Genomic DNA, 14244 nt, shown 5'->3' with positions numbered 1-14244 from the left:
TTACGAAACTCCCTCTACGAGACTTTCCGGACTGGTGCCCAATACCTCGGCGATGGATTCTGCCGAGACGGCACCCACTCGCAAGATACGCGGTGAATTGCCGGTCAGGTCGACGATCGTGGAAGCAACGGCGTGTTCGGCCTTGCCCCCGTCGAGATACACGCTGGCAGATCCGCCGAGCTGATCTCGGGCTTCCTCGACGGTAGTTGCCGGCGGACGCCCCGAAATGTTGGCGCTCGAGACGGCAAGCGGTCCGACATCGCGCAACAGTTCGAGGGCAACCGGATGCAAGGGCATGCGGAGCATGACGGTTCCGCGGGTATCACCGAGGTCCCAGGCAAGTGAAGGCGCCTGCTCGACGACCAGGCTCAGTCCGCCGGGCCAGAATGCGCGGATCAGATCCCGTGCCTGCGGGCGCACGCTGTAGACGAGCCCGTCGATGGTGTTCCACGATCCGACCAGTACCGGGACGGGCATGTCTCGCCCGCGTCCCTTGGCGCGCAAAAGACTCGTGACAGCTTCGCTGTCGAACGCGTCGGCGGCGAGTCCGTAAAGGGTGTCGGTAGGGAGAACTACGAGTCGGCCGGCCTTGAGCGCGTTCTTCGCGGCGGCCAAGCCTGCGGTTCGGGAATCTGTCTGACTGCAGTCGTACACGGTGCTCACTCAGCCATCCTTTCACTCTGCGCTTCGGGCGTTCGATTCCGCTGTGCTTCGACGTCGGTGGCGACACGTCTGGCGACGACGAATCGCGGACGACCGGCAAGATCTGGATGCTGCGCGACCTCGCCGAATACCCGGCGCGCCGAGAACAGCGCAGCGACGCCGTCCCCGTTGGTGTCGTCGTGCTCGATGCCTGCCGCGCCGCCGATTCGAAGCCACCGTGCGATGTTGCTGATCATGGGTTTGATGACGGACAGACCGTCGACGCCACCGAACAACGCGGTGTGCGGGTCGTAATCCATGACCTCAGGCTGCAATTGCGCGCCTTCGGGGATGTACGGCGGATTGGACACGACCAGATCGACGCCGCCCTCGAGCCCTGGCAACAGGTTCCGATCGGTGACATCACCCTGATGCAGATGGATCGGTGTATCACCGGCGGCCTCGCGGTCGGCAGCATTACGACGCGCCCACGCCAGGGCGGCGGGCTCCTTCTCCACGGCGTGAACGACGGCGTCCGGACGGGCCTCGGCGATGGACAGCGCGAGTACACCCGATCCCGTGCACAGGTCCAGAACTACCGGCGGCTTGCTTCCGCAACCTTCGAGGAACGAGAGTGCCCAACCCATGAGCAGTTCGGTTTCCGGCCGCGGAATGAAGACACCCGGCCCGACAGCGACGTCGATGTTGCCCATCGACGCGACTCCGATGATGTGCTGCAACGGAATCCGCTTCACCCGTTGGGCAACCAACTCGTCGAACGCCGCGATGACCTCGGGATCGACCAACGGAATCAGTCCGAGACGCGTGCGTTCGACCCCGAGCAGGTGGGATGCCAACAACTCGGCGTCGGTGCGTGGGCTGGGCACACCTGCGGCGTCGAGCTGTTTTGCAGCTTCGATCAGCGCCAAACGAAGTGGAAGTCGACTCACGGGTACAGCCTGCCACGCTCGACCGACACGCGGTTCACCGAGTTCCCGGCGGGATGGAGGTCAGTCATGGTCTGCATCTACTCGGCCGCGAGACGCGCCTCTCGGTCCGCCTTGCCCAATGCATCGAGAAGTGCGTCGAGCTCACCGTCGAGCACCGCGTCGAGGTTGTGCGACTTGAATCCGATGCGGTGATCGGTGATGCGGTTCTCGGGGAAGTTGTAGGTGCGGATGCGCTCCGAACGGTCCACCGTCCGAACCTGACTCTGGCGACCTGCCGACGCTTCAGCGTCCGCGGCTTCCTCGGCGACTACCTGCAAACGGGCTGCAAGGACCTGCATGGCGCGCGCCTTGTTCTGGAGCTGCGAACGCTCGTTCTGGCAGGTGACGACGATGCCGGTCGGAAGGTGCGTGATTCGGACAGCAGAGTCGGTCGTGTTGACGCCCTGACCGCCCTTGCCGGACGAACGGTAGACGTCGATACGCAGGTCACTTTCGTCGATCTGGACCTGCTCGACCTCTTCGGGCTCCGGGTAGACCAGAACGCCGGCAGCCGAAGTGTGAACGCGTCCCTGGGATTCGGTGACAGGCACTCGTTGGACGCGGTGAACGCCGCCCTCGAACTTCAGCCGCGCCCACACTCCGTCCGGGGTGTCCGACTTGCTCTTGATCGACAGCGTGGCTTCCTTGTATCCGCCGAGATCGGAGACCGTCGCGTCGAGAATCTCGACGCGCCAGCCATGCCGTTCCGCGTAGCGGACGTACATGCGGGCCAGGTCCGAGGCGAAGAGCGCGGATTCTTCGCCGCCCTCACCGGACTTCACTTCGAGGACGATGTCGTCGCCGTCATGCGGATCACGCGGCGCCAACTGATCGGTAAGCGTCTGCTCGAGCTGCGCGACCTCGGCTTCGAGATCGGGGATCTCGGCGGCGAAGCTGGAATCGTCGGCGGCTAGTTCGCGCGCGGCTTCCAGATCGTCCTGCGCAGCGGTGAGCTTGTTGTACGTCGACATGATCGGCGAGAGCTCGGAGAACCGCTTACCGACGCGCCTGGCAGCGGCAGGGTCGTTGTGCAGCGCCGGATCGGACATCTGTGCTTCGAGACCGGCGTGCTCCGCCAAGATGTCGTCGATGGCCGAGGGCTGGGTTGCGCCTGCCATGGTTCGCTCCGCTCTGAGTTTCGATTCCTACGGTGCGCGCTTGAAGGTATTTCGACGCCGGGACCCGGGAAACGCGCAAACCGAGTGCAGGCACAAAAAAGCCGACGCCCGATCTGCGCATGGCAGATCGGGCGTCGGCGGAACAGCTAGGACTCGGTGGCCGGGACCTTGCTGTCTGCGCGCTTGCCGTAGCGAGCCTCGAAGCGAGCGACGCGTCCACCGGTGTCGAGAATCTTCTGCTTGCCCGTGTAGAACGGGTGGCACTGCGAGCAAACCTCGACGTTGATGCGTCCGGACTCCTTGGTGCTGTGGGTCTCGAACGTGTTACCGCAACCGCAGACGACGGTGGTCGCTACGTAAGTTGGGTGGATTCCTGCCTTCATGGTGTCCCTTTCAATGGTCGCCGGGTCGACGTCGCCAATCGACATCGTGAACCGGAACCGGACTCGGCCGTTCAGTATGCCAGATGCGGTACCTCACCGGATAATCCGCGTCTCGCACGCCTCGGGGTGGCTGTACGAAGTTGTCAACGCACTGTCGCTCGGTTTTGTTCCGCCCACGCAAAAGGCCCACAACCAGCTGGTTGTGGGCCTTTTGACGTCGAATCGATCAGTCGTCGATCGCACCCGGTGCGGTCTTGGAGACCTGCATCAGGAACTCGAGGTTGTTCTTGCTCTTCTTCAGTCGATCGATCAGCAGATCGATGGCCTGATGCGAGTCCAGACCGGACAGGACGCGACGGAGCTTGTGCAGCACCGCAGCTTCGTCCGGGCTCAGGAGCAACTCGTCCTTACGCGTGCTGGACGGGTTGACGTCCACGGCCGGGAACACGCGGCGTTCGGCGATCTTGCGATCGAGCTTGAGCTCGGCGTTGCCGGTGCCCTTGAACTCTTCGAAGATCACGGTGTCGCCGGTGGATCCGGTCTCGACCATTGCGGTAGCGATGATGGTGAGCGATCCACCGTTCTCGATGTTGCGGGCAGCACCGAGGAAACGCTTCGGCGGGTAGAGCGCCGTCGAGTCGACACCACCGGAGAGGATGCGTCCCGACGCCGGCGAGGAGTTGTTGTACGCACGACCCAGACGCGTGATGGAGTCGAGCAGTACGACGACGTCCTTACCCATCTCGACCAGGCGCTTCGCACGCTCGATTGCCAGCTCGGCAACTGCGGTGTGATCTCCCGGCGGGCGGTCGAAGGTGGAGGAAATGACCTCACCCTTCACGCTGCGCTGCATGTCGGTCACTTCCTCGGGACGCTCGTCCACGAGGATGACCATCAGGTAGCACTCAGGATTGTTGGTGGCGACGGCATTCGCGATCGCCTGCAACACGCTGGTCTTACCGGCCTTGGGCGGGCTCACGATGAGGGCGCGCTGGCCCTTACCGATGGGCATCACCAGGTCGATGACACGCGTGGTGAGAATGTGCTGCTCGGTCTCGAGGCGCAGACGCTGGTTCGGGTACAGCGGCGTGAGCTTGTTGAACTCGGGGCGCTTCTTCGCGGCCTCGACGTCGCCGCCGTTGACCGTGTCGATACGGACCAGCGGGTTGAACTTCTGACGCTGGCTGCCCTGCTCACCGTCACGCGAGACGCGGACGGCACCGGTGATGGCGTCGCCACGGCGAAGGCCGTTCTTGCGGATCAGGTTCATGGAGACGTAGACGTCGTTGGGACCGGCGAGGTACCCGGACGTACGCACGAAGGCGTAATTGTCGAGGACGTCGAGGATGCCGGCGACCGGCTGCAGGACGTCGTCCTCACGAATCTCGGTCTCGCGTGAATCGTTGGGTGCGCCACCCTCACCGCGGTCACGACCACGGCCACGGCGCTCGCGGAAACGGCGTCCGCGGCGTCCGCGTCCACCCTCTTCGTCGTCGTCCGGCCCGTTGTTGCGGTTGTCCGTGCGAGGACCGGCGTTGTTCTGGCCGGCGTTGTTCTGATTGCCGCGATCCTGACGGTCCTGGCGATCCTGGCGATCCTGGTTGCCCCGGTTGCCCTGGTTCTCGCGCTGGCCCTGGTTGTCCCGCTGGCCCTGGTTGTCCCGGTTTCGCTCGCGGCGGGGACGCTCGTTGCCCTGCTCGGCGGGAGCCTGATCAGCGTCGGACTTGCCCTCGGTGCGCGCAGGACGCTCGGCCGGAGCCTCGGCCTTGGCGGTCTCGGCGACCTTCGAAGAATCGGCGGCCTTCGCGGTGTCCGCGTCGGACTTCACCGAAGGAGCTTCCTGCTCGATGCTCAGTTCACCCTGGTCGGGTGAACCTGCACGACGAGCGGCGCCACGACGCTGACGTCCGCGACGGGGTGCGCTCTGATCGGAATCCTCGGCGGATTCCGTACGCGCAGGCGCGGCCTCGGCAGGAGCCGATTCGGCTGCCGGAGCTGTTTCGGCTGCGGGGGTTTCGGTGCGTGCGGCGCGAGTGCTCTTGGCACGAGTGCGCGCAACGGGTGCGTCGTCGAGAGTGAGTTCACTCTGTGCGGGTGCAGCCTTTGCGCTGCCGCCCTGGCGCTCCTTGATGGCTGCGATCAGGTCACCCTTGCGCATGCCGGAAGTGCCTTTGATGCCCAGTTCACCCGCAAGAGTGCGGAGTTCGGTGAGCACCATGCCGGAGAGTCCGGCACCACGGCGCGTTTCGGCACGCTTCGTGGAGGTCGCCACCGCACCGTTCGATGCTGAAGATGACGCCTGAGAATTGTCGCCTGATTCCGACCCGGCGGGTGCAGAAGTGGCGATGAGGTCCGTATCGGTCACGGAGGTCCTTTCCTTCCCTCACTCGCACTGCGCAAAGTCGAGGGTTCGTCCCGCAGTTCGATTGAATACCGAACTCGGTGGTGCCGTACGTGGTTGCTGTCCAGAACTGCCGGCTTGTCCGCCGTCACATGATTGTCGGAAACTCTCGCCTCAAACTTTTCATGCGCTCGCAAACCTGCCCAACGCGCCTTCGTCGACGATTCACTCCCCCGTGTGTTGAACCCCAGAGTGATGGAACCTCTGAGTGTTCGATCCGCGGAGGATTCAAACCTTCGGAGAAGGTACAAGCGTGAGGATCATGCCTGCGAGAATCATGCCAAGGACTGTGGACCCCGATTGGGAAGGAGTTTTGCCCCCTGGTGATGCACCGGCGACTGACGCGCACGATGTACGGACATAGCCCAGGATAGCGCCCAAACCTGAGTCCGGCAAGAATTTGGACGACTGGGTGTGTCAGTTCACTACCGATCGGTAGTGGGCGATCACCTGGACCAAGGCAGGGATCAGACCGTCGTCGTGGATACTTCGACGCCGTCGGCGATGTCCAATTCGAGCACACGTAGTCCGTCTGCCCGCGCCGCTTCCGCGAGTTCGACGGGGAAAGGTTCTGTGCTGAGCGCCAACACGGTGGGGCCGGCTCCCGAAACGGTCGCAGCAATACCCGCCTCGCGCAGGATCCCGATCCATCGCGTCGTGAGCGGAAGCGCGGGTGCGCGCTGTGCCTGATGCAGGCGATCCTCGGTGGCCGCCATCAACAGATCGGGCCGAGCAGTGAGCGCAACGACGGCGAGCGCGCTGCGGCTCGCGTTGAACGAGGCATCCTGGTGCGGAACCAATTCGGGCAGGAGCCCGCGAGTGTGTGCGGTGGACGACCGCTCCTCGGGAACCAGTGCCACAGCACGGATGTCGGGATGGACGTCGAGTTTCGCCGCGGAGTAGATCGGCTCGTCGCCTTCGACGGCCGGTGGGCAACTCCACGAGACGACTGCGCCACCGAGAACACTGGCAGACGCGTTGTCCGGGTGACCTTCGAACTCGGACGAGAGTTGAACCAACTGCTCTTCCGTCAAGCCGATCTCGGCATCGAGAGCGCGCGCCAGACCGTTGGCTGCTGCCAATCCACCGACAGCCGCGGAAGCCGAGGATCCCAACCCGCGCGAATGTGGAATCGCGTTGCGGCACAACACGTCCAGGCCACTGGCCCACACTCCGGCCGCCTCGAGACCACGCTCGATGGCGCGGACCACGAGATGCGAAGGACCCCAGGGCACGTCGGCAGCGCCTTCACCTTCGACGCGAATCTGAAGGCCTGAATCCGTTGTGGTGACCACGATTTCGTCGTACAACCCCAACGCCAGGCCGAGGGTGTCGAACCCCGGCCCCAAGTTCGCACTCGAGGCCGGGACGCGAGCAGTCACCGAAAGGCCGATAGGCAGGGTTATAGTCATGTCAGACACCGGATTCCGCGGAGTGGTCGATGAATCCACGGACACTATGCAAGCTCGAGGGCAGCCGCGACGGCAACGGGATCGACACCGATCGGCTCGACGTTCGGCATACCCTTCAAAGCCGTGTCAGGATCCTTGAGACCGTTACCGGTCACCGTGCACACGACGGTCAGGCCCGGCTCGAGCCAGCCCTCTGCACGTGCGGCGAGCAGGCCGGCGACGCTGGCTGCCGACGCCGGTTCGACGAAGACGCCCTCGGTGGCGGCGATCAGACGGTAAGCCTCGAGGATCTTCTCGTCGGTGGCGGCACGGAATGCACCGTTCGACTCTTCCTTCGCGGCGACAGCGCCGTTCCAGGAAGCGGGAGAACCGATTCGGATTGCGGTGGCGATGGTTTCGGGATCCTTGACGGGTGCACCGTTGACCAGCGGAGCCGCTCCGGCTGCCTGGACGCCGAGCATGCGGGGCTTCACCGTGGTCAGACCGTCCGCGTAGTACTCGGAGTATCCGCGCCAGTACGCGGTGATGTTTCCGGCGTTTCCGACCGGGAGTGCGTGCACGTCGGGAGCCTTGCCGAGGACGTCCATGATCTCGAATGCCGCGGTCTTCTGGCCTTCGATGCGCACCGGGTTGACCGAGTTGACGAGACCGATGGTGGGGAATTCGGCCGTGGTCTTGCGTGCCAACTCGAGGCAGTCGTCGAAGTTGCCCTGGACCTGAATGATCTTGGCGCCGTGCATGACTGCCTGCGCAAGCTTGCCCATGGCGATCTTGCCCTGCGGGATGAGCACGGCGCAGGTCATGCCGGCCTTGGCTGCATACGCAGCGGCCGAGGCGGAGGTGTTGCCGGTGGACGCGCACAGAACTGCGCGCTGGCCACGGGCCAAGGCGTCGGTGACGGCCATCGTCATGCCGCGGTCCTTGAAGGAACCGGTGGGGTTGAGGCCCTCGACCTTGAGGTAGACGTCGCAGCCGGTGATCTCGGAGAGGTGGCCGGCCGGCAGGAGCGGGGTGCCGCCTTCGCGCAGGGTGACGGTCTTCCAGTTGTCACCGATCGCGAGACGGTCCCGGTATGCCTCGATGAGACCCGGCCATGCCTTGTGGACGGGGTTGACGATGCCGGTCATTGTTCAGTGCCTTCCAGTCGCAGCACGCTGGTCACAGCGGTGACGAATTCGAGTTCGTTGAGGGCCGCCACGGTCTCGGAGAGAGCCGCGTCGGTTGCTACATGAGTGACGACCACCAGACGCGCGCCGGCGCCGGCGCCCTCCTGGCGGACGACGGAGATGCTCACGCCGTGCTTGGCGAACTCGGCGGCGACTGCGGAAAGCACACCTTCCTTGTCCGCGACCTCCATGTTCACGTAGTAGCGCGTGAGGATGTCGCCCATCGGGGCGACCTTGAGCTTGGCGTACTTGGACTCGCGGGGGCCGCGGCCGCCGTGAACCTTGTTGCGCGCAGCCATCACCAGGTCACCCATCACCGCGGAAGCGGTGGGGGCGCCGCCTGCGCCCTGGCCGTAGAACATGAGCCGGCCGGCGTTCTCTGCTTCCACGACAACGGCGTTGAACGCGCCGTTGACCGAGGCCAGCGGATGGCTGAGCGGAACCAGCGCCGGGTACACGCGAGCGGAAATCCGCTCCTTGCCCTTGGGCGTGACGATGCGCTCGCAGATCGAGAGCAACTTGATCGTGCAGTCGAGTGCCTTCGCCGACGCCAGGTCGGCGGAGGTGATCGTGGAGATTCCTTCGCGGTACACGTCCGCGGCAGTGACGCGGGTGTGGAACGCGATCGACGCGAGGATCGCTGCCTTCGCCGCGGCGTCGTAGCCTTCGACGTCCGCGGTCGGGTCGGCTTCCGCGTATCCGAGGCGTCCGGCTTCGGCCAAGGTCTCTTCGTAGTCGGCGCCGGTCTCGTCCATCGCCGAAAGGATGAAGTTGGTGGTGCCGTTCACGATTCCGGCGACCTTGTTGACACGGTCTCCGGCCAACGACTGTGTGAGCGGGCGGATCACGGGGATCGCGCCGGCAACAGCGGCCTCGAAGTACAGGTCGACAGAGTTGGCCTCTGCAGCCTCCGCCAATTCACCGGTGTGGTCCGCGAGCAGCGCCTTGTTGGCGGTCACGACCGACTTACCGGAGTTGAGGGAAGAGAGAATCAGCTTGCGAGGGAGCTCGATTCCGCCGATCACCTCGACCACGATGTCGACGTCGTCACGACCGACCAGGGACTCGGCGTCCGTCGTCTGCAGTTCCTCGGGAATTCCGCGGTCCGAGCCGATACGGCGGACGGCAACCCCCCGCAGTTCCAACGGGGCGCCGACGCGAGCTTCGAGTTCCTCGGCCTGCTCACGAATGATCCGGACGACCTCGCTCCCGACGTTGCCGAGGCCGAGAACGGCCACACCGATAGCGCGATGCGCCGATTCGCTCGTCACTGCGATACCTCCAAGCTGAGCAGATCTTCCACTGTTTCCCTCCGCAGAATCACGCGTGAGACTCCGTCACGCACCGCCACCACGGCTGGGCGGGTGAGCAGGTTGTACCTGCTCGACATCGAATAGCAGTATGCACCGGTCGCTGCTACCGCTAGTAAATCACCGGGCCCGACGTCCTCGGGCATCCAGGTGTCCCGAATGACCACGTCACCGGACTCGCAGTGCTTACCGACGATACGTGCAACGACGGGATCAGCCTCGGAAGTTCGCGAAACCAACTTGGCTTCGTACTCCGCACCGTAGAGGGACGTGCGGATGTTGTCGCTCATCCCGCCGTCGACGCTGATGTAGCGGCGTGTCAGCGAGCTACCCACCGTGACGTCCTTGATGGTGCCGACCTCGTAGAGCGTCACCGTGCCAGGTCCGGCGATGGCGCGGCCGGGTTCGACGGCAAGCGTCGGCTCCGGCAATCCGGCCAGTGCGGACTCGTTGCGCACGATGTGGCCGAGCTTTGCTGCCAGTTCGTCGACGGGCGGCGGGTCGTCGGAGGGGATATACGAGATCCCCATGCCGCCGCCGAGGTCGATGATCGAAATCTGCTTGGTCTTCTCGACTCCAAACTCGGTGACGACGTCGCGGAGCAAACCGATCACGCGGTGCGCTGCCACCTCGAAACCGTCGACGTCGAAGATCTGCGAACCGATGTGGCTGTGCAGGCCGACCAGGCGCAAGTTGTCGGCAGCGAAGACGCGACGGACCGCGTCGATCGCCGCTCCCCCGGCCAGCGAGAAACCGAACTTCTGGTCCTCGTGTGCGGTGGAGATGAATTCGTGAGTATGCGCTTCGACGCCGACGGTCAGTCGGATCAACACGTCCTGAACGACACCGGCCTCACCGGCGACACGATCGAGTCGGTCGATCTCGATCGACGAGTCGAGCACGACGTGTCCGACGCCCGCGGCGACACCAGCGGCCAGTTCGGCGACTGACTTGTTGTTGCCGTGCATGGCAATTCGCTCGGCCGGGAAGTCCGCGTGCAACGCGATCGCCAGTTCGCCGCCGGAGCAGACGTCGAGCGAGAGGCCTTCGTCGGCGACCCAGCGTGCGATCTCGCCACAGAGGAATGCCTTGGATGCGTAGTGCACCTTGGCATCCGGGCCGAAGGCGCGGGCCATGTCACGGCAGCGTGAACGGAAGTCGTCCTCGTCGATGACGAACAACGGAGTGCCGTACTTCTCGGCAAGTTCACCGACCTTGACACCCGCGAGGGTCACTTCACCGTCGTCGCCGCGAGAAGCGTTGCGCGGCCACACCTGCGGTGAGAGTTCGCCGAAGGCTTCGGGGCTGGTCGGACGGTCGGGCAAGCCGGGGGCCTGCAACTGCTCGGCATGCTTGGGGCCGGCGGGGTGCGCGTTCACATTTGCTCCGGTGCGGTGACGCCGAGCAGTTCGAGACCGTTGGCCAGGACCTGTCGGGTGGCGGCGCAGAGAGCCAGACGCGCGCGGTGCACGTCGGTGGCGTCGTCGTCGCCTTGCGGAAGGATGCGGCACGCGCCGTAGAAGCGGTGGTACGCACCCGCGAGTTCTTCGAGGTAGCGGGCAATACGGTGCGGCTCACGCAGATTCGCAGCGCTCGACACGACGCGTGGGTACTCGCCGATCGTGCGGATGAGGTCACCCTCCTGCTCGACGGTGAGCAGGGCGAGGTTGCTCGCGTCGGCGGACAGACCGAGGTCTGCGGCGTTGCGAGCGATCGCCGAGAGGCGTGCGTGCGCGTACTGCACGTAGTAGACGGGGTTCTCGCTGCTGGTCTTGGTCCACAGGTCGAGGTCGATGTCGATGCTCGAGTCGACCGACGAGCGGATCATGACGTAACGCGAGGCGTCGACGCCGATTGCCTCGACCAGGTCGTCGAGGGTGATGACGGTGCCTGCACGCTTGCTCATCTTGACGGCAGTGCCGTCCTTGACGAGGTTGACCATCTGGCCGATCAGCACCTCGACGGTGTCCGGATCGTCGCCGAATGCGGCAGCGGCAGCCTTGAGACGGCCGATGTAACCGTGATGGTCGGCGCCGAGCATGTAGATACAGAGGTCGAACCCACGTGCGCGCTTGTTCTGGAAGTAGGCGATGTCACCGGCGATGTAGGCGGCGTTGCCATCGCTCTTGATGACGACGCGGTCCTTGTCGTCGCCGTAGTCGGTGCTCTTGAGCCACCACGCACCGTCTTCGTGGAAGAGGTTGCCCGAACCCTTGAGGGATTCGACGGCCTTCTCGACCGCACCGGATTCGAAGAGCGAGTTCTCGTGGAAGTAGACGTCGAAGTCGACGCCGAAGTCGTGCAGGGTCTGCTTGATGTGCGTGAACATCAATTCGACGCCGATGGCGCGGAAGGTTTCCTGCTGCTCGTCGGCAGGCAGATCCATGACGTCGGGACGCTGCTTCAGAACCGAGGCGGCGATGTCGGCGATGTATGCACCGGCGTAACCGTCTTCGGGAGCAGGTTCACCCTTCGCTGCAGCGATCAGCGAACGCGAGAAGCGGTCGATCTGGGCACCGTGATCGTTGAAGTAGTACTCACGTGTTACCAAACCACCCTGCGCGGACAGAATGCGTCCGAGCGCGTCTCCGACTGCGGCCCAACGGGTTCCACCGAGGTGAATCGGTCCGGTGGGGTTGGCGGAGACGAATTCGAGGTTGATCTTCTTGCCGGCGAGGGAGTCACCCGAGCCGTACGACGCACCGGCTTCGAGAACCGACACGACGATCGCGCCCTGGGCGTCCTTGTCCAACCGAATGTTGAGGAAGCCGGGCCCGGCGATCTCGGCGGATTCGATTCCGTCGGCAGCGGTGAGGGCTTCGGCGATCCAGCCCGCCAGCTCGCGGGGATTCGTGCCGACCTTCTTGGCTACCTGCATGGCAATGTTGGTGGCGTAATCGCCGTGCTCGGGGTTGCGTGGTCGCTCGACGGTGAGGGTTTCGGGTAGCACGGATACGTCGAGGCCACGATCGGCAAGGACGCTCGCTGCGGTTCCGCGGAGCAGTTCGGCAAGGTCAGCTGGAGTCACAGGTATTCATCCTATTGCCTGCACACCGGAAGTGGAGACTCGCCTCACGCCTCGCTCTCCGTGAACGTGCGCGGGGCCGCTGTGGCGTGTCGCACGCCACTCTCAAAGTTTGCCCTCAGACTCGGAAAGTACAGTGGTAATGCCCGAGCTACCACCGCGTACCTTCATGCGCGGGCGCGCCACACCTCAAGCCCACACACCGAAAGAGCCCAATCGATGCCAAGCGGTTCCGATAGTCGCGGTCCCAACAAGAACTCCGGGGCCAAATCAGCCAAGGCCATCAAGGCCGCCAACAAGAACAGTCGGCCGGCCAAGAAGGGCAAGGGCGGCGTCCCCGCTCCCCGCCAGATCCCCTGGCTGTCGATCGGCGCCGGTGTGGCTGTGCTCGCACTCATCGCCGTGCTCGGTATCAATCTGTGGCCCAAGGTCGAGGAGCGGCAGGCCCTCGAGCCGTACAAGTACAGCTCCGAGAACAAGGATCCGTCCGACAAGATCGACGGCGTCCTCAAGATCGAGTACCCGGCCGGCCAGCACGTCGATTCCACTCAGCGCGTGGCGTACGACCAGACCCCGCCGTTCGGTGGCCCGCACGACGCCACCTGGGCTAACTGCACCGGAACCGTGTACGCCGACCCGATTCGCACCGAGAACGCCGTCCACTCGCTCGAGCACGGCGCCATCTGGATCACGTACAACCCCGATCTCGTCGACCAGGACCAGATCGACAGTCTCGCCGGACGCGTGAACGGCAAGTCCTACATGCTGATGTCGCCGTACCCCGGTCAGAGCAGCCCCATTTCTCTGCAGTCGTGGGGCCATCGCCTCGAGATCGACAAGGCCGACGACGATCGCATCGATCAGTTCATCACTGCGCTGAACCAGAACCCGAACGTCTATCCCGAGGTCGGCGCGAGCTGCACCAACCCGCTGTTCACTCCGTCGACGTCGCCGTTCGATCCGACACCTCCGGGCGCCGACGCCATCCAGATGGACGGCACGGGCGCTACCCCGGCCACCGACGAACAGATTCCCGCCGGTGGATAGTTCGACGAACACCGATCAGTCTTCGAAGCCGAGTCAGCGCACCGCACTGCTGATCATCGGTCTGATCGGCGCGATCGCCGTCGGTTTTGCGCTCGGCGCACTGACCAACCTCCTCGGACCCGATGCGAAGTCGTCACTGACCGTTCCGGCTTCGGATTCGGTGGACGTGGGCTTCGCGCAGGACATGAGCGTGCATCACAGCCAGGCCGTCGACATGGCGTCCATCGCCCTGACGAAGTCCACGGACAACGACGTACGCACGCTGGCGTTCGACATCTTGACCACGCAGCAGAACCAGCTCGGTCAGATGCAGGCGTGGCTGACCATGTGGGATCAGCCGCTGTCCAAGGTGGGCCCGTACATGGAGTGGATGTCGTCGGATTCGGGCTCCGGCCATGGATCGCACGGGACTTCGGCCACGATGGACATGAGTCATTCCGGGCCGGTCGACACCATGCCCGGCATGGCGTCCCCCGAGGACCTTGCGGCTCTCCGCGCAGCGGAAGGTCTGCAACTCGACACCTTGTTCCTGCAGCTGATGCTTCGTCACCACGAAGGTGGGCTTCCGATGATGGAGTACGCAGCAGCCGACGCCACCGAGGGGCCGGTGCGCAGCCTGGCGCAGACGATGGTCAACACGCAGCAGAGCGAGTCCAAGCTGATGACCGACATGTTGGCAGCTCGCGGCGCAGTGCCACTGCCCATGAACTGAGCAGAACTGAACTGAGCCGAGAATGTTCAGACCCAACTG

At 64.4% G+C, this 14244-nt stretch carries 12 protein-coding genes; 2 read left to right on the top strand and 10 right to left on the bottom strand.

The window, feature by feature from the left end; all coding sequences use genetic code 11:
- From ATN37_RS02615 to argS, 10 genes are all read right to left on the bottom strand, one after another.
- Nucleotides 1–663 (bottom strand): L-threonylcarbamoyladenylate synthase, encoded by a 663-nt coding sequence (locus ATN37_RS02615; protein ID WP_003941345.1) that lies wholly within the window; start codon nt 661–663, stop codon nt 1–3.
- Complete coding sequence (gene prmC, locus ATN37_RS02610) at nt 660–1592, bottom strand: peptide chain release factor N(5)-glutamine methyltransferase (RefSeq protein ID WP_054186744.1); 933 nt, start codon at nt 1590–1592, stop codon at nt 660–662. Before prmC ends, ATN37_RS02615 begins: the two co-directional genes overlap by 4 nt.
- A gap of 77 nt (nt 1593–1669) precedes the next feature.
- Entirely contained in the window at nt 1670–2749 is a 1080-nt protein-coding gene (gene prfA / locus ATN37_RS02605; RefSeq protein ID WP_003941341.1) for a peptide chain release factor 1, read from the bottom strand.
- A 146-nt stretch (nt 2750–2895) separates the two neighbouring features.
- Entirely contained in the window at nt 2896–3132 is a 237-nt protein-coding gene (rpmE, locus tag ATN37_RS02600) for a 50S ribosomal protein L31 (RefSeq protein WP_003941310.1), read from the bottom strand.
- Nucleotides 3133–3358: 226 nt separating this feature from the next.
- Nucleotides 3359–5497, bottom strand: coding sequence for a transcription termination factor Rho (gene rho / locus ATN37_RS02595; RefSeq protein ID WP_007726195.1), 2139 nt, complete (start codon nt 5495–5497; stop codon nt 3359–3361).
- A gap of 503 nt (nt 5498–6000) precedes the next feature.
- Nucleotides 6001–6945 carry a homoserine kinase gene (gene thrB / locus ATN37_RS02590; RefSeq protein ID WP_007726194.1) on the bottom strand — a complete coding sequence of 315 codons (945 nt, stop codon included), beginning with the start codon at nt 6943–6945 and terminating at the stop codon, nt 6001–6003.
- 44 nt (nt 6946–6989) lie between these two features.
- Nucleotides 6990–8072 carry a threonine synthase gene (gene thrC / locus ATN37_RS02585; protein WP_003941280.1) on the bottom strand — a complete coding sequence of 361 codons (1083 nt, stop codon included), beginning with the start codon at nt 8070–8072 and terminating at the stop codon, nt 6990–6992.
- A complete protein-coding gene (locus ATN37_RS02580; RefSeq protein WP_007726192.1) occupies nt 8069–9382 on the bottom strand; it encodes a homoserine dehydrogenase in 1314 nt (437 codons plus the stop codon). The genes thrC and ATN37_RS02580 overlap by 4 nt, the downstream gene beginning before the upstream one ends.
- Nucleotides 9379–10800 carry a diaminopimelate decarboxylase gene (gene lysA / locus ATN37_RS02575; protein ID WP_003941384.1) on the bottom strand — a complete coding sequence of 474 codons (1422 nt, stop codon included), beginning with the start codon at nt 10798–10800 and terminating at the stop codon, nt 9379–9381. The genes ATN37_RS02580 and lysA overlap by 4 nt, the downstream gene beginning before the upstream one ends.
- Nucleotides 10797–12449: an arginine--tRNA ligase gene (argS, locus tag ATN37_RS02570; RefSeq protein WP_099698502.1), complete on the bottom strand. Its 1653-nt coding sequence runs from the start codon at nt 12447–12449 to the stop codon at nt 10797–10799. The genes lysA and argS overlap by 4 nt, the downstream gene beginning before the upstream one ends.
- Before the next feature lie 216 nt (nt 12450–12665).
- On the opposite strand from argS, the gene ATN37_RS02565 reads away from it, so the two are divergent.
- On the top strand, nt 12666–13493 hold the full coding sequence (locus ATN37_RS02565; protein WP_003941378.1) for a DUF3105 domain-containing protein: 828 nt from the start codon (nt 12666–12668) through the stop codon (nt 13491–13493).
- The gene (locus tag ATN37_RS02560) at nt 13486–14205 is read left to right on the top strand and encodes a DUF305 domain-containing protein (protein ID WP_030537330.1); all 720 of its coding nucleotides are present in this window, start codon (nt 13486–13488) and stop codon (nt 14203–14205) included. Before ATN37_RS02565 ends, ATN37_RS02560 begins: the two co-directional genes overlap by 8 nt.
- Nucleotides 14206–14244: the final 39 nt, after the last annotated feature.

Source organism: Rhodococcus sp. MH15 (assembly GCF_019266045.1).
GTDB classification, from domain to species: Bacteria; Actinomycetota; Actinomycetes; order Mycobacteriales; family Mycobacteriaceae; genus Rhodococcus_F; species Rhodococcus_F qingshengii.
This window is presented reverse-complemented; position numbering and strand designations above follow the sequence as displayed.